General features: G+C 66.1%; 19 protein-coding genes and 1 pseudogene. 10 read left to right on the forward strand and 10 right to left on the reverse strand.

The annotated features are described in order from the left end of the window. The coding region (locus A5791_RS14915) for a class I SAM-dependent RNA methyltransferase (protein ID WP_067238186.1) at positions 1–909 on the reverse strand (909 nt) is incomplete at its 3' end. Continuing rightward, positions 906–2,903: an APC family permease gene (locus A5791_RS14920; RefSeq protein ID WP_067238028.1), complete on the reverse strand. Its 1,998-nt coding sequence runs from the start codon at positions 2,901–2,903 to the stop codon at positions 906–908. The genes A5791_RS14920 and A5791_RS14915, both read right to left, overlap by 4 nt. 133 nt (positions 2,904–3,036) lie before the next feature. Between A5791_RS14920 and A5791_RS14925 the strand changes: the two genes are divergently transcribed. Together A5791_RS14925 and A5791_RS14930 are read left to right on the forward strand one after the other, a co-directional pair. Further along, complete coding sequence (locus A5791_RS14925; RefSeq protein WP_156661328.1) at positions 3,037–3,720, forward strand: TrkA family potassium uptake protein; 684 nt, start codon at positions 3,037–3,039, stop codon at positions 3,718–3,720. A gap of 25 nt (positions 3,721–3,745) precedes the next feature. Next, positions 3,746–4,432 carry a TrkA family potassium uptake protein gene (locus A5791_RS14930; RefSeq protein ID WP_067238034.1) on the forward strand — a complete coding sequence of 229 codons (687 nt, stop codon included), beginning with the start codon at positions 3,746–3,748 and terminating at the stop codon, positions 4,430–4,432. On the opposite strand, the gene A5791_RS14935 is transcribed toward A5791_RS14930, so the two are convergent. Both A5791_RS14935 and A5791_RS14940 read right to left on the reverse strand, forming a co-directional pair. Further along, entirely contained in the window at positions 4,429–5,121 is a 693-nt protein-coding gene (locus A5791_RS14935; RefSeq protein WP_067238038.1) for a DUF3159 domain-containing protein, read from the reverse strand. The genes A5791_RS14930 and A5791_RS14935 overlap by 4 nt on opposite strands. A gap of 38 nt (positions 5,122–5,159) precedes the next feature. Then, entirely contained in the window at positions 5,160–5,528 is a 369-nt protein-coding gene (locus tag A5791_RS14940; protein ID WP_067238040.1) for an OB-fold nucleic acid binding domain-containing protein, read from the reverse strand. Between the two features lie 148 nt (positions 5,529–5,676). Here A5791_RS14940 and A5791_RS14945 point away from each other — a divergent pair, with 148 nt between their 5' ends. Beyond that, on the forward strand, positions 5,677–6,375 hold the full coding sequence (locus tag A5791_RS14945) for an alpha/beta fold hydrolase (RefSeq protein WP_067238190.1): 699 nt from the start codon (positions 5,677–5,679) through the stop codon (positions 6,373–6,375). A gap of 121 nt (positions 6,376–6,496) precedes the next feature. Here A5791_RS14945 and A5791_RS14950 read toward each other — a convergent pair whose 3' ends face one another. Together A5791_RS14950 and dut are read right to left on the reverse strand one after the other, a co-directional pair. Beyond that, a complete protein-coding gene (locus A5791_RS14950; RefSeq protein WP_067238042.1) occupies positions 6,497–7,294 on the reverse strand; it encodes a DUF3710 domain-containing protein in 798 nt (265 codons plus the stop codon). Positions 7,295–7,342: 48 nt separating this feature from the next. After that, complete coding sequence (gene dut / locus A5791_RS14955; protein WP_067238045.1) at positions 7,343–7,807, reverse strand: dUTP diphosphatase; 465 nt, start codon at positions 7,805–7,807, stop codon at positions 7,343–7,345. A gap of 25 nt (positions 7,808–7,832) precedes the next feature. On the opposite strand from dut, the gene A5791_RS14960 reads away from it, so the two are divergent. Beyond that, positions 7,833–8,315: a DUF3093 domain-containing protein gene (locus tag A5791_RS14960; RefSeq protein ID WP_067238046.1), complete on the forward strand. Its 483-nt coding sequence runs from the start codon at positions 7,833–7,835 to the stop codon at positions 8,313–8,315. 9 nt (positions 8,316–8,324) lie between these two features. Here the strand turns inward: A5791_RS14960 and A5791_RS14965 are convergent, their stop codons facing one another. Next, positions 8,325–8,627: a DUF4193 domain-containing protein gene (locus A5791_RS14965; protein WP_036468275.1), complete on the reverse strand. Its 303-nt coding sequence runs from the start codon at positions 8,625–8,627 to the stop codon at positions 8,325–8,327. A 215-nt stretch (positions 8,628–8,842) separates the two neighbouring features. On the opposite strand from A5791_RS14965, the gene cei reads away from it, so the two are divergent. Beyond that, entirely contained in the window at positions 8,843–9,493 is a 651-nt protein-coding gene (gene cei / locus A5791_RS14970) for an envelope integrity protein Cei (protein ID WP_067238049.1), read from the forward strand. Positions 9,494–9,496: 3 nt separating this feature from the next. On the opposite strand, the pseudogene A5791_RS14975 reads toward cei, so the two are convergent. Further along, positions 9,497–10,374: pseudogene (locus tag A5791_RS14975) on the reverse strand (inositol monophosphatase family protein). Positions 10,375–10,487: 113 nt separating this feature from the next. On the opposite strand from A5791_RS14975, the gene ppgK reads away from it, so the two are divergent. The 3 genes from ppgK to A5791_RS14990 all read left to right on the forward strand — a co-directional run bounded on the left by ppgK (position 10,488) and on the right by A5791_RS14990 (position 13,910). Next, positions 10,488–11,282, forward strand: a complete 795-nt coding sequence (gene ppgK / locus A5791_RS14980) for a polyphosphate--glucose phosphotransferase (protein WP_067238052.1) — start codon at positions 10,488–10,490, stop codon at positions 11,280–11,282. Between the two features lie 188 nt (positions 11,283–11,470). Then, a complete protein-coding gene (locus tag A5791_RS14985) occupies positions 11,471–13,039 on the forward strand; it encodes an RNA polymerase sigma factor (RefSeq protein ID WP_067238193.1) in 1,569 nt (522 codons plus the stop codon). Positions 13,040–13,136: 97 nt separating this feature from the next. Then, positions 13,137–13,910 carry a cutinase family protein gene (locus A5791_RS14990; protein ID WP_067238057.1) on the forward strand — a complete coding sequence of 258 codons (774 nt, stop codon included), beginning with the start codon at positions 13,137–13,139 and terminating at the stop codon, positions 13,908–13,910. Positions 13,911–14,003: 93 nt separating this feature from the next. On the opposite strand, the gene A5791_RS14995 is transcribed toward A5791_RS14990, so the two are convergent. Then, complete coding sequence (locus tag A5791_RS14995) at positions 14,004–15,614, reverse strand: alkaline phosphatase family protein (protein ID WP_067238061.1); 1,611 nt, start codon at positions 15,612–15,614, stop codon at positions 14,004–14,006. A 364-nt stretch (positions 15,615–15,978) separates the two neighbouring features. On the opposite strand from A5791_RS14995, the gene A5791_RS15000 reads away from it, so the two are divergent. Next, complete coding sequence (locus A5791_RS15000; RefSeq protein ID WP_067238064.1) at positions 15,979–16,383, forward strand: RidA family protein; 405 nt, start codon at positions 15,979–15,981, stop codon at positions 16,381–16,383. Here the strand turns inward: A5791_RS15000 and A5791_RS15005 are convergent. Next, on the reverse strand, positions 16,335–16,688 hold the full coding sequence (locus tag A5791_RS15005; RefSeq protein ID WP_067238066.1) for a DUF952 domain-containing protein: 354 nt from the start codon (positions 16,686–16,688) through the stop codon (positions 16,335–16,337). The two genes, A5791_RS15000 and A5791_RS15005, sit on opposite strands and share 49 nt — an antisense overlap. Positions 16,689–16,815: 127 nt before the next feature. On the opposite strand from A5791_RS15005, the gene A5791_RS15010 reads away from it, so the two are divergent. After that, complete coding sequence (locus A5791_RS15010) at positions 16,816–17,001, forward strand: hypothetical protein (RefSeq protein ID WP_067238069.1); 186 nt, start codon at positions 16,816–16,818, stop codon at positions 16,999–17,001. Positions 17,002–17,024: the final 23 nt, after the last annotated feature.

Below are 17,024 nucleotides of genomic sequence, written 5' to 3' on the forward strand. Positions count from 1 at the left end.
GGGCAGATCAGCCAGTGCGGTCCGGGCCCCCCGCCCGGCCGCCCGGGAGGTGTCGACGGAGAGCACCCGCCCCGACTCCCCCACCGCTTCGCCCAGCGCCGCGGCGAAAACACCTGCGCCGCCGTAGAGATCCCACACCGTCATGCCGGCGCGAGGCTGGGCCCAGTCGACGACCAGGCTGCTGTAAACGCTCGCGGCGGCCCGATGCGCCTGCCAAAAAGCTGTTACCGGCACCTGCCAACTGCGCCGGCCTACCCGCTGCACGGCCTCGTAACTGCCTTCCATCACCTTGGTGGCGGTCCGCTTGCCGTGGCGCACGGTGCGGACCACGTGCCGGGTGCCGTCGTCGTCGAGGGCGACGTGCAGCTGCGCGCCGGGGGGCCAGTCCGGCGCGTCCAGCCCGTCGAGCATTCCGTCCGGTAGCTGCGCGCAGCGCAGCTCGGTCACCAGCTCGTCGCTGTGGTAGCGGTGAAAGCCGGGGCGACGGTCAGCGCCCACCTCGAGGCGGACCCGCGTTCGCCAACCGGTGGGGCCGGAATCAGGCAACGGGTCCGCTTGCCCGATCCAGCTGTGGCCGCCGAGCCGTTGCAGCTGATTGGCCACCACCTGCCCCTTGAGTTGCCGCGCGGCATCCGGCGTGACGAATGCCAGGTCGCAACAGCCGGCCCCGTCCACCCCGGCGATCGGGCACAGTGACTCCGTCCGGTCGGCTGACGGCTCGATCACTTCGAAAGCCACTGCGTGGCAATATGATCCGCGGTCGGCCGTGACCCGTACCCGCACCCGCTCACCGGGCAGCGCATAGCGGACGAACACCACCCGGCCCTCGTGATGAGCCACACAGCTGCCGCCGTTGGCAGGCGCACCGGTTACCAGAGTCAGCTCGGTGCAACCAGATTGAAGCGTCAATCGAAGATTCCCCGGCGGGCATCGCCTGGCGCGACGTGCGGCTGCAGGGTTTTGATCCGCTCCGACGAAGTCAACTGCCAGGGCACCGACGTCACCATCACGCCCGGCATGAACAGCAACCGGCCCTTGAGCCGCAACGCACTCTGGTTGTGCAGCAACTGTTCCCACCAGCGGCCCACCACGTACTCCGGAATGAACACCGTCACCACCGTGCGCGGTGACTCCTTGCTGACCCGCTTGACGTAATCGAGTATGGGACGGGTGATTTCACGGTAAGGCGAGGCGATGACCTTCAGCGGCACACTGATGTCGCTTTCCTGCCACTTGTGCACCAGCTCACGGGTTTCCGCGTCGTCGACGCTGACGGTGATCGCTTCGAGCACATCGGGGCGGGTGGCTCGCGCATAGGCCAGCGCACGCAGGGTGGGCAGGTGCAACTTCGACACCAGCACCAGGGCGTGATTGCGGCTGGGCAGCACGACATCGTCGCCGTGCGCGGCGGCTTGCTCCTCCAATTCGCGGCTGACGTTGTCGTAGTGCTTGCGGATCAGCTTCATGATCACGAAGAGAACGGCCATCGCGGCGATGGCGTATTTCGCGCCAGCTTGGAATTTGGTGACCAACACAACCACCAGAACCGCGCCGGTGGAGAGTAAGCCGACCGAGTTGACCACCCGCGAGCGCATCATCTTTCGCCGCACCCGCGGCTCGGTCTCGGTGCGAAGCAACCGGGTCCAGTGCCGGACCATGCCGATCTGGCTCAGTGTGAACGATATGAACACGCCGACGATGTAGAGCTGGATGAGCGCGGTGACCTCGGCGCGGAACGCGATGATCGCCAAGAGTGCCGCCCCCGCCAGAAACAGGATTCCGTTGGAGAACGCCAACCGGTCGCCGCGGGTGTGAAGTTGGCGCGGAAGGTAACTGTGCTGCGCCAGGACCGAACCCAGCACCGGAAACCCATTGAACGCCGTATTGGCGGCCAGCACCAGGATCAGCGCCGTCACCGCGGCGATCAGCAGGAATCCGATGTGAAAGCTGCCGAACACCGTCTCTGCCAGTTGCGTCACCAGGGTCTTCTGGTAATAACCCGGCGGTGTGTTGGAAAGCTGCGTCGCGGGATCATCGACGAGCTGAACCCCGAGCGTCTTGGCCAGCACAATGATGCCCATCAACAGCGTCACCGCGATAGCGCCCAGCAACAGCAATGTCGTTGCCGCGTTGCGTGATTTGGGTTTTTCGAACGCCGGCACCCCGTTGCTGATCGCCTCTACACCGGTCAGTGCCGCGCATCCGGAGGAGAACGCCCGGGCCACCAGGAAAACCAGCGCGAACCCGACGATCTTGCCGTGCTCGGAATGCATCTGGAAATGTGCGGACTCGGCTCGCAACGGGTTTCCCAATACGAAGATTCGAAATAGCCCCCAGCCGACCATGCCGATCACGCCGATGATGAAAGCGTAGGTGGGGATGGCGAAAGCCAGCCCTGACTCGCGAACCCCGCGCAAATTCATTGCCGTCACCAAAAGGATTGCGGCGACACAGAACCACACCTTGTTCTGCGCGACCACGGGGACTGCCGAGCCGATGTTCGACATGGCCGATGCCGTCGAAACCGCAACGGTGAGAACGTAATCCACCATCAGAGCACTGGCCACGACCAGGCCCGCGGTGTTGCCCAGGTTGGTGGTCACCACTTCGTAGTCGCCGCCCCCCGACGGGTAGGCGTGCACGTTCTGCCGATAGCTGGCCACCACCACCAACATGACCGCGGCCACCGCCAGGCCGATCCACGGCGTCAGCGCGTACGCCGCCAAGCCGCCCACCGACAGCATCAGGAAAACCTCTTCGGGCGCGTACGCCACCGAGGACAGCGCGTCCGAGGCGAACACCGGCAGGGCGATCCGTTTCGGCAGCAGAGTGTGACTCAGCCGGTCGCTGCGAAACGGCCGGCCGATGAGCAACCGGCGCGCGGCGGTTGAAAGTTTGGACACGAGAGCCAAGGGTAAGCCCACCCGGGTTTGGCGGTAGCGTTCCCTAGGCGAGAATTGTCCCCACCGAAATCGGCTGGCCAATGTGGCTTACCGATAAGCGTGGACATGCAGGACGCAGCCGGGAGGGCCGCAAGTGCGGGTGATTGTGATGGGGTGCGGCCGAGTGGGGTCTTCGGTTGCCGACGGGCTGTCCCGCATCGGCCACGATGTCGCCGTCATCGACCGTGACAGCGCGTCTTTCAACCGGCTCAGTCCGGAGTTCGCCGGCGAGCGAGTGCTGGGCCAGGGGTTCGACCGGGATGTACTGCTCAGGGCGGGTATCGAGGAGGCCGACGCGTTCGCCGCGGTCTCGTCCGGGGACAACTCCAACATCATCTCGGCGCGGCTGGCCCGGGAGACGTTCGGTGTGCAGCGCGTCGTCGCGCGGATCTACGACGCCAAGCGCGCCGAGGTCTACGAGCGTCTGGGCATCCCGACCATCGCCACGGTGCCCTGGACAACCGATCGGCTGCTCCACGCTCTGACGCGGGAGACCGAGACCGCCAAGTGGCGCGACCCGACCGGTACCGTCACGGTCTCCGAGGTGGTCTTGCACGAGGACTGGGTGGGACACCGCGCCACCGACCTGGAGCAGGCCACCGGCGCGCGGGTGGCCTTCATGATCCGGTTCGGGACAGGCATCCTGCCGGAGGCCAAGACGGTCATCCAGGCCGGCGATCAGGTCTACGTCGCCGCGATATCCGGACGAGCCGCCGAGGCGGTGGCGATTGCGGCCTTGCCGCCGAGCGAAGACCTGGACTCGGGACCGAGCCGATGATCCCGTCGACCGAGGAGCGCCGGAAATGAAGGTAGCTGTCGCGGGTGCTGGTGCGGTCGGCCGCTCGGTCACCCGCGAACTCGTGGAGAACGGCCACGACATCACCCTGATCGAGCGCAACCCCGACCACGTCGACGTCGACGCCATCCCGGCCGCGCACTGGCGGCTTGGCGACGCGTGCGAGCTGAGCCTGCTGGAGTCGGTGCACCTCGAGGAGTTCGACGTGGTGGTCGCGGCCACCGGCGACGACAAGGTCAACGTGGTGCTCAGCCTGCTGGCCAAGACAGAGTTCGCGGTCCCCCGCGTGGTGGCCCGCGTCAACGATCCCCGCAACGAGTGGCTGTTCACCGACGCATGGGGGGTGGACGTAGCGGTGTCCACGCCACGGATGCTGGCGTCCTTGATCGAGGAGGCCGTCGCGGTGGGCGACCTGGTGCGGCTGATCGAGTTCCGCAAGGGTCAGGCGAACCTGGTCGAGATCACCCTGCCCGACGACACCCCGTGGGGCGGCAAGCCGGTGCGCAAGCTGCAGCTGCCGCGAGACGCCGCGCTGGTGACGATCCTGCGCGGGCCCCGGGTCATCGTCCCCGAGGCCGACGAGCCGCTCGAAGGTGGGGACGAACTGCTCTTCGTCGCGGTCACCGAGGTGGAAGAGGAGCTCAGCAAGCTGCTGCTGTCGAGCCAGGACAATCGGGCGCAGCCCGGCGCTTAGTCGCGCTCGGCACCACCGACGGTCTCGCTGCCGCCGGGTGTCGGAGCGCCGTCAGCAGCCTTGTCAGCGGCCTTATCAACGGCTGGCATGGCACGGTGAGCGGCCTTGACCGCCGCGTATGTCCCGAGCGCGGCGACCGCGGTCAGCGGCCAGCCCATCGCGATCCGCGCTATCCCGAGCCAACCGGTCTTGTCCGCGTCGTACAACAGCTCCTGGACCACGAACCGGGCGGCGAAGACCAGCGTCCAGCACAGCGTGGCGACGTCGAACGCATACACCGCCCGGGATACGTTGCGCCAGCCCTGATCACGCCCGCTGGCCCAGCTCCACAGGTAACCGACCACCGGCTTGCGGATCGCGATCGACACCGCGAAAACCACCGCCCAGAACAACGACATCCAGATGCCCAGCAGGAAGTAGCCCTTCGACTCACCCATCGCATAGGCGATCAGCGCGCAGATGGCCACCCCGAAGAATCCGGAAAGCGCCGGCTGCGTCGTTTCCCGACGGATCAGCCGCCACACCAGGATCAAAGCGGCCGCGCCAACGGCGAACCCGATCGCCGGCAGCAGGCCGGCGACGCTGGAGGCCGCCACGAAGATCACCACCGGCACGGTCGAGTAGACGAGGCCGGCCACCCCACCAACCTGCGCGAGCAGCCGGTCCGGGTGGACACGCTTGGCGGTCACGGGAGACCCCGGTGAATCTCCCAGATCACTCGGAACGGTCACCGCTGAATCTCGTAGTGCGGGTTGTAGATGGCTTTGGACCCGTTCTCGAGCTTGCCCAGCCGGCCGTGCACTCGCAATGTGCGGCCCGAGTCGATGCCGGGGATCCGGCGTTGACCCAGCCAGACCAGCGTGACGGTGTCGCTACCGTCGAACAGCTCCGCGCGCACCCCGCCGGAGCCGCCCTTGCCGGTGGTTTCCACGCTGCGCAACGTACCCACCATCGTCACTTCCTGACCCCGGTGGCAATCGATCACGCGCTGCGCCCCGGTGCTGATGACTTCGTCGGACAGCTCCTCGCAGTCGCGTTCCTCCGGGTCCTCCGTCAACCGACGGGAGAGCCGGCGCAGAAAACCTTGGGCCCCCATGGCCACTCCTGACAGTGCTCAGCAATTGGCACGCTTCTCTATGCCAACGGCAACCGTAGACCTGTTGGTTCCCCGGCGCCACCGAGCCGAAACCGGCCCCACTGCCAGCTATCTTGGTGCACCCGCGGACGCCGGGCACTATCTAGGGGTGGCTGTCGATTTGCGCGGTGTCACCACGGTGCTGCTGCCCGGAACCGGATCCGACGACGACTACGTCGGCCGGGCGTTTTCGGGCCCCCTGCACGGCGTCGGCGCCGTGGTGGTCACGCCGCCGCCGCAGCCGCACCGGCTGATCGACGGATATGTGTCCGCCCTGGACGAGGCCGCTCGCTCCGGCCCGATCGTCGTCGGGGGCGTGTCGATCGGCGCCGCCGTCGCCGCCGCCTGGGCGCTGGCCCATCCCGGTCAAGCGGTGGCCGTCTTGGCCGCGCTGCCGCCCTGGACCGGAGACCCGGGCTCGGCTCCGGCCGCTTTGGCGGCCCGGCACTCGGCGTCCCAGCTGCGCCGCGACGGCCTGCAAGCCACCACCATGCAGATGCGGGCATCCAGCCCGCTCTGGCTGGCCGACGAGCTGACCCGGTCGTGGCGCCATCAGTGGCCGCAGCTGCCCGACGCCATGGAGGCGGCGGCGGCCTACATCGCCCCGAGCCGAACCGAGCTGCAGCGGCTGACTGCGCCGCTGGGAGTGGCCGCCGCGGTCGACGACCCGATTCACCCGCTGCAGGTCGGTGTCGACTGGGCGAGCGCCGCGCCACGCGCAGCGCTGCGCACGGTGACGCTGGATCAGATCGGCGCGGACGCCGCCGCGCTGGGCGCGGCCTGCCTGGCCGCCCTCGCCGACGCTTAGCTACGGCTTGAGTGCATCGAGCCTGCGCTCAGGGCTGCACGATCGCCGGCAGGTGCGCCCTGGGCGCAGGCTCGGCGCCGCCATTGCAGGCTCGGCGCCGATACCGCGCGATCTACGCCGGCTAGCCGCCTGTGGTCGTGCGCAACTGCTGCATCGCCGATCCCTCGGCACCGCGGCGCGCGGTGGGCTGGCTGGACTGCTCTTGGGCCTCTGTCTGTTGGGAGACCGCCTGCGCGGCCTGTTGCGCGGCCGCCTCACGCAACTGCTCGACCATCGGCTCGGGCAGCTGGACCAGCAGTGGCGTGCGCACCGGCAGCGGCGTGTCGCCGCGACGAACCACGGTGTCCGCCAGTGCCGTGCGCGCTTCCTCGACCAGCGCGTCGATGGTCTCGTGTGAGCCGTTGACGACGCAGCGGATCATCCAGCGGTAGCCGTCGACCCCGATGAAACGCACCACGCCCGAGGCGGTGCCGACGACTTCCCGACCCCACGGGCCATCCTTGATGCTGACCTGGGCCGAGTCTTGGCGTAACGAATCGGCGAGTTCTCCGGCCACCTCACGCCACAGGCCGCCCGTCTTGGGTGCCGCATATGCGGCGATGGTGAAACGGCCATTGGCCGTGACGACCCACACCGCGCTGGGCACCCCGCTCTCGGTCAGCTCGACCTGCAGCTGGCCACCCGCCGGCATGGGGATCAGCACCGAGCCGAGGTCGAGTCGGGCCAGCTCCGCATCCGCCGGGTCGTCGAAGTCGTCGATGTCGAACGGGCCTTCCAGCTCCCCGTCGGCTGGCTCGGCTGCGTTCTCTGCGGCCGTTGGCGCTGGCTCGGAGCCGGCGGGCTCTGGCGTTTCGTCCGCCGGCTCGACGGGAGCCTTCGCGCTGTCGTCTTTGCCTGAGCGTCTACCGAATGCCGCCATCAGCGCCGCTCCTCTCCATCGGTCTCTCGTTCTGCATCGTCGCCGGCGTCACAAGCTTGCATGACCGCCGGAGGAACCGTGACCGCCGTCGCCACGGGAGGTTTCGGCCAGCCCGGCCTCGTCGAAGGAGGAGACCTCCACCAGCTCGAGTAGCTCGACCCGCTGCACCAGCAGCTGGGCAATCCGGTCGCCGCGGTGCACGTCGATCGGCGTGTGTGGGTCGAGGTTGATCAGCGAAACCTTGATCTCACCACGGTAGCCCGCATCGATGGTCCCCGGACTGTTGACGATCGAAAGCCCCACGCGGGAAGCCAATCCCGAACGCGGGTGGACCAAGCCCACCATCCCGTATGGGACGGCGACCGCGACGCCCGTGCGCACCAGGGCGCGATGCCCGGGTGCCAGCTGTACATCTTCTGCGCTGTACAGATCGACGCCGGCATCGCCGTCGTGAGGGCGGCTGGGCAGGGGCAGACCCTTGTCGAGACGGACTACGGCCAGACTGGTCGACACGGGGCCACAGACTACCCTTGACCGCGTGTCCGGTACGCGTATAGCGCCGCACAGCGTGCGATATCGCGAACGACTGTGGGTGCCATGGTGGTGGTGGCCGCTGGGCTTCGCGCTGGCGGGGCTCATCGCCTTCGAAGTCAACCTCGGCATCACGGCGCTGCCCGACTGGCTGCCCTACGCAATCCTGTTCACCGTCGCGGCCGGAGCGCTGCTGTGGCTCGGCCGGATCGAGATCCGGGTCACCGGTGAGTCACCGGCCAGCGAGGTCGAGCTCTGGGCCGGCGAGGCGCATCTACCGGTCACCGCCATCGCGCGGTCCGCCGAAATCGTCGCCTCCGCCAAGTCCGCGGCGTTGGGCCGTCAACTCGACCCGGCGGCGTTTGTGCTGCACCGGGCATGGGTTGGCCCGATGATTCTGGTCGTCCTCGACGACCCTGATGACCCCACGCCGTACTGGCTGGTGAGCTGCCGTCACCCCGAGCGGGTGCTGTCGGCCCTGAGAAGCTGAGTGCAGCTGTCAGGCGGCGCAGTCGGTACAGATCATGACGCCGTTCTTCTCGCTGGCGAGCCGGCTGCGATGTTGCACCAGGAAGCAACTCGAGCAGGTGAACTCGTCCGCCTGCTTCGGAATGACGCGCACAGACAGCTCTTCACCGGACAGGTCGGCGCCGGGCAACTCGAAATTCTCAGCGGATTCGGATTCGTCCACGTCGACCACGGCCGAGGCCGCCTCGTTCCGCCGCGCTTTGAGCTCCTCCAGCGAGTCCTCCGAGACGTCGTCAGTCTCGGTGCGCCGTGGAGCGTCGTAGTCGGTAGGCATCGTCCTATCCCCGTCCTATCCCCTCTTGCCTAAAACCCTCTGTGCCCTTAAACCCGCAATATCCCAAGCAACGCTTTGTACCAGCGTCGAACGCATCCACCAAATGATTCGTGCCCGGATCGCCGCTCATTAGAGTGTGATTTACGTCACACCACTGAATTGACTCTTGAGTTCGCCCTTAAACAGTGCGTTTGGCGTCCGACTAGAGTGCACCTGTGGTCGCACAAATCACCGAAGGTACCGCTTTCGACAAGCACGGTCGGCCCTTTCGGCGACGCAACCCCCGGCCCGCCATCATCGTGGTGATCCTCCTGACGATCATGACCGGCATCATCTGGACCATTGCGCTAACTCGGCCGGCGAAGGTCCGCGAGGCCGTGGCGTGTAACCCGCCACCGCAGGCGGCCGAGTCGACGACGGTCAAGGTCGGTGAGCCGGTGTCGCGGTCGGAGATGACGGACGTGGCGCCGGCCAAACTCAGCGAAACCAAGGTCCGCGTCCTCAATGCCAGCGGTCGCGGCGGTCAGGCCGCCGACGTTTCCGGCGCGCTGCGGGATCTGGGCTTCGCCCAGCCGTCGGCCGCCAACGACCCGGTCTACGCCGGAACCCGGCTGAACTGCCAGGGCCAGATCCGTTTCGGCACCGCCGGGCAGGCCACTGCGGCCGCGGTCTGGTTGGTGGCGCCATGCACCGAGCTGATCCACGACAGCCGCGCCGACGACTCGGTCGATCTGGTCCTCGGTACCGAATTCAGCGCGCTGGCGCACGACGACAACATCGACGCCGTCCTCGCCACCCTGCGCCCGGGGGCTACCGAGGCCGCCGATCCCGCACTGTTGTCCAAGATCCACGCCAGCAGCTGCTGATCGTCAGTCGGGAATCGGCTCCAGGCCCTTGCACCGCTTGAGGGCCGCCAACAGCTCGTCTGCGATTCCGGGCGCTGCCGCCACCACCAGTCCCGCGCTGCCGTCCGGTGAGCTGTAGTCGGGCAGCACTACCCGTGCGCCCGCCTCGGCGGCGATGAGCGCACCCGCCGCGCAGTCCCACGGCTGCAGGCCGTGCTCGTAGTAGGCATCCAGCCGGCCCGCCGCCACCATGCACAAGTCCAGCGCGGCCGAGCCGATCCTGCGCACGTCACGGACCATCGACAGCATCCGCGCCACCAGCGCCGCCTGGACGGTGCGGCGCCGCAGCGAGTACGCGAAGCCGGTGCCCACCAACGCCATCGACAACTCCTCGACGGCGGTGCAGCGCAACGGGTGCGTCCCCTGCTCGTCGGCGACCTGCGCGCCCCGCCCGCTCGCGGCCGAATACACGCGCCCGGCGACGACGTCGGCGACCGCGCCGGCCACCGACACGCCATTGATCTGCGCTGCGACCGACACCGAGTACACCGGGATGCCGTACACGAAGTTCACCGTGCCGTCGATGGGATCCAGCACCCAGGTGACGGTGTCGGCGGGCGAGACCGTCCGGCCACTGGGGCCGCCGCCTTCCTCACCCACGATCGGATCCCGGGCCGCAGCTGCGCCAGCCGGTCACGCAGCAGGCGTTCGGTCTCGGTGTCGACCACCGTAACCGGATCGGTCGGGGTGCTCTTCGTCCTCACGACCTTGACGTCGGCCGCGGTGGGGGTAGCGCCGCCGAACACCTGTGCACGACGGGTTCGCACGAACGCAGCGGCTTCGGTGGCCAGCGTCTCGGCGGCTGAGCGCAGCCGCTCCGGGTCGTTGTCAGCGGGCGTCACCGCTATATCGCATCACAGTTGCCGGGCACGGCGCCCAACTCCTCAACCGCGGCAATCCCCGGGTTTAAGGTGGGCGGGCAGCCCCAACCGTCTCGTCTCGCCGAGGAGATTCGATGACCAGCACCGATCCCCTGTCCGAAACAACCGGCGCCGCGGCGCAACGTCGTGGATTCGGCATCGACGTCGGCGGCAGCGGCACCAAAGGCGGAATCGTCGACCTGGACACGGGTCAGCTGATCGGCGACCGGATCAAGCTGCTGACCCCCCAACCGGCTACCCCCTCGGCCGTCGCCAAGACCATCGCCGAGCTCGTCAACGCATTCGGGTGGACCGGTCCGCTGGGCGTGACCTACCCCGGCGTGGTCACCCACGGCATCGTGCAAACCGCGGCCAACGTGCACAAGTCCTGGATCGGGACCAGCGCGCGCGACATCATCAGCGCCGAACTGGACGGCCAAGACGTCACAGTGCTCAACGATGCGGACGCGGCCGGGCTCGCCGAGGAGCGGTACGGAGCGGGAAAAGGCCACACCGGGCTGGTGGTGGTGCTCACGTTCGGCACCGGAATCGGGTCCGCGGTCATTCACAACGGGACGCTGATACCCAACACCGAGTTCGGCCACCTCGAGGTCGACGGCAAGGAGGCCGAGCATCGAGCGGCGTCCTCGGTCAAGGAGAACAACGGCTGGAGCTACAAAAAGTGGGCCAAAGAGGTGACCAAGGTGTTGATCGCCATCGAGAACGCGATGTGGCCGGACCTGTTCATCGCCGGCGGCGGCATCAGCCGCAAGGCCGACAAATGGATACATTTGCTGGAAAACCGCACCCCGGTGGTGCCGGCGGCCCTGCAGAACACGGCCGGGATCGTCGGTGCGGCGATGGCCTCGACCACAGACGTCACGCACTGAAAACGCGTTGAATTTTGCCTGCTGGCGCAGTATGGGCGCCCACTGTCGTTACAATGGTCAGCGGCGGCCGCCCAACCGATAACGCGCGAGTATTCACGCTGGTATCAACGCCGACATTCGACATAGCAGACACTTTCGGTTAAGCACGCCCAGATCCACCGGAAGTGAGTCCGACCGAAGGGGTCTATGTGGCAGCGACCAAGACGAGCCCAGCAACTGACGATCCGGTGAAGCGCACCGCGAAATCGTCCGGGTCTTCTGGCTCTCACGGGTCTCCGGCCAAGGCAGTTGCCAAGCGTTCGCCGGCGAAGGCCGGCAACGGCACCGCCGCCCCCGCAAAACGGGCCACCAAGACTGCGTCCAAGGCCACCAAATCCGCCGCCACCGCCCAGGCAGCCGAGGCCCCCAAGAAAAGCCGTGCAAAAGGCGCTGACGCAAAGGCGACGTCGGGCCGCGGTGCCAAGGCCAGTGCCAAAGGAGCCCCCGCCGCGCAGGACGCTGACGTCCTCGCCGGCGCCGATGACGCGGAAGCCACCGAAGACCTCGACGCCGACCTTGACGTGGAGCCCGACGAAGACCTCGATATCGATGCCGCCGATCTCAACCTCGAAGATCTCGAGGAAGTCGCCGCCGAGGCCGACGAGGTCGATCTCGAAGCTGAAACCGAGGGCGACGACACTGAGGCCGTCGCGGTCCCGGCGCCCGCCGAAGCCGCCGCCGAAGACGAGGAAGAGATCGCTGAACCCACCGAAAAGGACAAGGCCTCAGGCGATTTCGTTTGGGACGAGGACGAATCCGAAGCGCTGCGACAGGCGCGCAAGGACGCCGAACTCACCGCATCCGCCGACTCGGTACGCGCTTACCTCAAGCAGATCGGCAAGGTGGCGCTGCTCAATGCCGAGGAAGAGGTCGAGCTGGCCAAGCGGATCGAAGCGGGCCTGTACGCCACGCAACTGATGGCCGAAATGGCTGAGCGCGGCGACAAGCTACCCGCCGCTCAGCGCCGCGACATGATGTGGATCTGTCGCGACGGCGACCGTGCGAAAAACCATCTGCTGGAAGCCAATCTGCGGTTGGTCGTTTCGCTGGCCAAGCGCTACACCGGTCGCGGCATGGCATTCCTCGACCTGATCCAGGAAGGCAACCTGGGCCTGATCCGGGCGGTCGAAAAGTTCGATTACACAAAGGGGTACAAGTTCTCCACCTATGCGACGTGGTGGATCCGGCAGGCGATCACGCGCGCCATGGCCGACCAGGCGCGCACCATCCGCATCCCGGTGCACATGGTCGAGGTGATCAACAAGCTGGGCCGTATTCAGCGCGAGCTGCTGCAGGATCTGGGCCGCGAGCCCACACCTGAGGAGCTGGCCAAGGAAATGGACATCACGCCCGAAAAGGTGCTGGAGATCCAGCAATACGCCCGCGAGCCGATCTCGCTGGATCAGACCATCGGCGACGAGGGCGACAGCCAGCTCGGCGACTTCATCGAAGACAGCGAAGCCGTCGTGGCCGTCGACGCCGTGTCCTTCACGCTGCTGCAGGACCAGCTGCAGTCGGTGCTGGAAACGCTGTCCGAGCGCGAGGCCGGTGTAGTACGGCTGCGCTTCGGCCTCACCGACGGCCAGCCCCGTACCCTCGACGAGATCGGACAGGTCTACGGCGTGACCCGCGAGCGCATCCGCCAGATCGAGTCCAAGACGATGTCAAAGTTGCGTCACCCCAGCCGTTCTCAGGTCCTGCGCGACTACCTGGACTGAGCGACACGTCCGGTCGTCGCCGATGACCAGACAGCGCGATCAAAATCCGATCACGGAGTTGAACGTCAGCGCTCGTAAGTCGTGGTTTAGTAACCACATGCATGGGCACCGCGGCAGGGTCGCACGACACATCCCTCGTTTGCTTGCTCCGGCGGTGGTCGCGGCGTCGGGAGTGGGCGCTTCGGTCCTCGCGTCGGCAATCCCTAACGCCTCCGCCGATCCGTGTCCGGACGTTCAGGTGGTGTTCGCCCGCGGCACCGACGACCCTCCTGGGCCCGGCCCGACCGGACAGGCATTCATCGACTCCCTGCGCCCGCGCGTTGGCGCAAAATCGTTCGACGTATATCCGGTCAACTACCCCGCTACCTTTGACTGGACGAACTCGGGCAAGGATGGCATCAGAGACGCGGGCGCGCATATCGTTTCGATGGCGCACGACTGTCCCAATACCAAGATGGTGCTTGGCGGTTATTCCGAAGGCGCTGCCGTGATGGGCTTCGTCACGTCACCTGCCGTACCGGCTGGGATCGATCCGGCGAGCGTACCCAAACCGATGGACCCCGAGGTGGCCAACCACGTCTCCTCGGTCGTGCTCTTCGCAATGCCCAACGACAGGACGATGAACTTCTTCGGCGAGCCGCCGGTCGTCATTGGGCCGCTCTATCAGCCCAAGACCATCCAGGTATGCGCTCCCGAGGACCCGATCTGTTCCGACGGGATGAATTTCGACGCACATAAGACGTACTCGACCAACGGCCCAATAATTGACACGGGCGCGGCCTTCGCGGCCAGTCGTCTCGGCGGAGGTCCTGCCGCACCGGCGACTGCCGTCGCGACGCCGTCACAGCCAGACGGAGGCGCTGGCAGCTAATCCGTGCCGAAGCGTTCGTTCGCGCGGCAGGACGCTTTCCACTACGTACGCGAAGTGCCCTACGCCTGGGTGGCTCCCAGAAGAAGGCTCACGCTAGGGCCAGTAGTCGTTCATCGCAGTGGCGAACTTGTCATTGTTGGTGAGCCGGGGAAGTTGGAGCGAGTCTTCGATGGTGCGCAGCAGGCTGTAGTGGTTGTTGTAATGGCCTGCAATGAAGTGGCCTTGGCGCATACCGGAATTCGGGGACGGGATGACGATCATGGGAACGTGGTTGCCTTCGTTGCCGATGCCGAGTGAGATGTTGTTGTAGTCCTCGTCCCATGTGATGAAGATGGCGCTGCGCTGCGTTTGGAACGCGGGCGAATTCACGATGATGGGTAGCGTGTCCGCGAGGAACTTATCGCCGGACTTGATGTTGTACTGATGATCTGTGAGCAGGCTGATGATGAACTCGAGGTTGATGGGTCCTTCCATGTTGTGGTTTTCGTCCGCAGCCCACCACACGTAGTTCGGGGTGGTGGCGGGCGAGGCGAGGTCCGTGGCCATCCGCTCCAGCGGCAACACATGTTGCTGGCAGCGAGTGGGGTTGGAGACGATGTCGTGGAAGGCGAGAAATGGTAGTTCGCCGGGGCTGTAGGGGCCCGAGGACTGCGTGAAACACGGGGCAGGCATGGACTGTTCGTAGCTGGCCCAGCCCTTGCCCGCTCTCTCGACGTTGTCGACCAGGTTCGGTTCGTCGAAGCAGTCCAATTCGCAGTTGTAGTTGAAGCCGAAGTCTGATCCGCCGAGGATCGGGTAGTAGTTCGGAATGCTGGGGTGGGTTTGGGCGTAGTAGTTCGCCCCGTATCCGTAGTTGTCGATGAGGCCGTTGATGTATGGGGCATTGCGGCTGCCCTTGATGTCCTTTACGCCATGGTTCTCGAGATAGATCATGAACACGTGGTCGAGGGGGCCGACTTTTGACATGGGTGGTGTCGGTGGCGGTGGCGCGGGCAGTGGAGCACCCACAGTGAACGAGATGTTGTCGGCGTAGGCGTTGTTGTAGCTGCCGAATACCGGATTGCAGTCTTTGAAAGTCACGACCACACGGGCGCTTTGGGTGCCCACGGGAATCGTTCCGGTGGTTTGACGTTCGAGAAACGCCGTCCTCAACCGGCGATCGAGCACAGTGACGGGGCCGATCTTGCCTGTGCCCACCTGCGCTTGGTTCGCGTCCAAGAAGGTGACTGTGACAGTCGTTGCGGACGGGTCTTCCAGGAAGCCTCCGAGCCATCCGCTCAACTTGTAGGGCACGGCGCCGGTGGCGGGCAGGCCGCGGAGGTCGACGGTTTGGGTAAGCGTCGATGTAGCCACGTTTCCACCGCCGAAGAACTGAACTGCGCCGTCCGGGGGTCCGTTCTGAGCGCGCGGAAATCCTAGGGCTGCGGGCAAAGTTGGCCCAGGCGACCCGAGGGGCCACGGCAGGCGGCGCTGGGTGCCGTACTTGATGACAGTCGGTGTGCCGGTCACGGTCCAGCCCGGGATGGACACCGAACTGTATCCCGACAACGACGGGTCGCCGAGCTCGGCGCCCGGGTTGACCAACAGATTCGGGCTCTGAACGTCGAAGGGGTCGACGGCTGATGCCGGCCCGGTATCCGTCGAGAAGATCAGCAGAGCAACTCCCGCGAGCGCACCAACCACACGCCATGAGCGACAAGACATCAGGCAATCACCTCTGTGGTTTGAGACGCTCGCATTGCTCCGTTGATGGTGGCCCACGCACCGCTATCCACCTATGTGGTTGTGCAAACTGATACCGAGGGGATGCCGTTTGGTGACCGCGTCGATGATGCGATCGCAGCGGAAATCGTGTAAAGGCCGCACGGTGATGGGTTTCGCAATTCGACGTGGTCAAAGCTGTTGTGGCAGCTGTCCGTAACGGCGCGCTAGGTGTATCAAGTACGAATTATGTTGCGGTACAACACCCTTTCACAAACCGTCAAGGACGCGTCAGCGCGGCGCCCCGATCCCTCGCAGCGCCGAAAATTCTGATGCGCCAACGGCGGCATGGACGTAGGGTCAGCACATGCCAGCCGGTCGCCAAAATGTCTCGTCGGGATCCGATTTCGAATCGATCGTGGGGTATTCGCGCGCGGTGCGGGCGGGCCCGTACGTGGCGGTGGCCGGAACCACCGGCAGCGGTGACGATCTCACCGCGCAGACCCGAGACGCTCTGCGCCGCATCGAGGTTGCGCTCACCCAGGCGGGCGCGACGCTGACCGACGTGGTCCGGACCCGCATCTATGTGACCGACATCTCTCGCTGGCGCGCAGTCGCAGAGGTACACGCGGAGATTTTCCGGCAGATACGTCCGGTAGCCACCATGGTCGAGGTCTCCGCGCTGATCGAACCCGGCTTATTGGTGGAAATCGAAGCGGACGCCTATGTGTCGGCCAGCAACGGGAAGCTGCCGTCAGGTGCCGGTGAATAGGCGGTGACCTTGATCACAGCGCTCGCCGGCAGCGCGCCGTACAGATGTGGGAACAGCATCGACTGCGGATCCGTCGCCACTCCCGGCTCCCAGCGCACCGGTGCGTCAAGCGCCTCCGGGTCAATGTAGAGCAGAAGCAGGTCGCTCCGACCGCGGTAGAGCCGGTTGGCCGGCAGATGCACCTGGCCCGGGGTCGACAGGTGCACAAACGGCGCGCCCCCGTCGGGCCGGATTTCACCGCAGCTGCCGACGCGCGACCACTTCTCGGCCGGGCACAGGTGCACCAGTACACGCGCGGACGGCATGATAGCCAGCTTGCCTGACGAACGAGTGGGAATCCGTGAGAAACGACACACCTGACAACGGCCGGGGAACAAGGCGAAAACCCCAAACGTCTGACACAGTTGAAGACACGCCAGAAACGGAGACGCCATGAACGCAACTCTGACCAGTCCCGAACTGACTAGAGCTGACCGCTGCGACCGCTGCGGCGCAGCCGCCCGCGTCCGTGCCAAGCTGACTTCCGGAGCTGAGCTGCTCTTCTGCATGCACCACGCGAACAAGCACCAGGCGAAGCTGACCGAGCAAGCCGCCGTGCTCGAGGTAAGCGGAAGCTGAATTCATAAACTCCTCCACCACCA

The organism is Mycobacterium sp. 852002-51163_SCH5372311 (assembly GCF_001667115.1).
Classification (GTDB): Bacteria; Actinomycetota; Actinomycetes; order Mycobacteriales; family Mycobacteriaceae; genus Mycobacterium.

Excerpts from the sequence above, each read along its gene's own strand:
- A5791_RS15000 (WP_067238064.1), top strand. The coding sequence starts at position 15,979 with ATGCCAGCCGGTCGCCAAAATGTCTCGTCGGGATCCGATTTCGAATCG.
- A5791_RS14930 (WP_067238034.1), top strand. The coding sequence starts at position 3,746 with ATGAAGGTAGCTGTCGCGGGTGCTGGTGCGGTCGGCCGCTCGGTCACC.
- ppgK (WP_067238052.1), top strand. The coding sequence starts at position 10,488 with ATGACCAGCACCGATCCCCTGTCCGAAACAACCGGCGCCGCGGCGCAA.
- A5791_RS15005 (WP_067238066.1), bottom strand. The coding sequence starts at position 16,688 with ATGCCGTCCGCGCGTGTACTGGTGCACCTGTGCCCGGCCGAGAAGTGG.
- A5791_RS15010 (WP_067238069.1), top strand. The coding sequence starts at position 16,816 with ATGAACGCAACTCTGACCAGTCCCGAACTGACTAGAGCTGACCGCTGC.
- A5791_RS14965 (WP_036468275.1), bottom strand. The coding sequence starts at position 8,627 with ATGCCTACCGACTACGACGCTCCACGGCGCACCGAGACTGACGACGTC.
- A5791_RS14995 (WP_067238061.1), bottom strand. The coding sequence starts at position 15,614 with ATGTCTTGTCGCTCATGGCGTGTGGTTGGTGCGCTCGCGGGAGTTGCT.
- A5791_RS14950 (WP_067238042.1), bottom strand. The coding sequence starts at position 7,294 with ATGGCGGCATTCGGTAGACGCTCAGGCAAAGACGACAGCGCGAAGGCT.
- A5791_RS14940 (WP_067238040.1), bottom strand. The coding sequence starts at position 5,528 with ATGGGGGCCCAAGGTTTTCTGCGCCGGCTCTCCCGTCGGTTGACGGAG.
- A5791_RS14990 (WP_067238057.1), top strand. The coding sequence starts at position 13,137 with ATGCATGGGCACCGCGGCAGGGTCGCACGACACATCCCTCGTTTGCTT.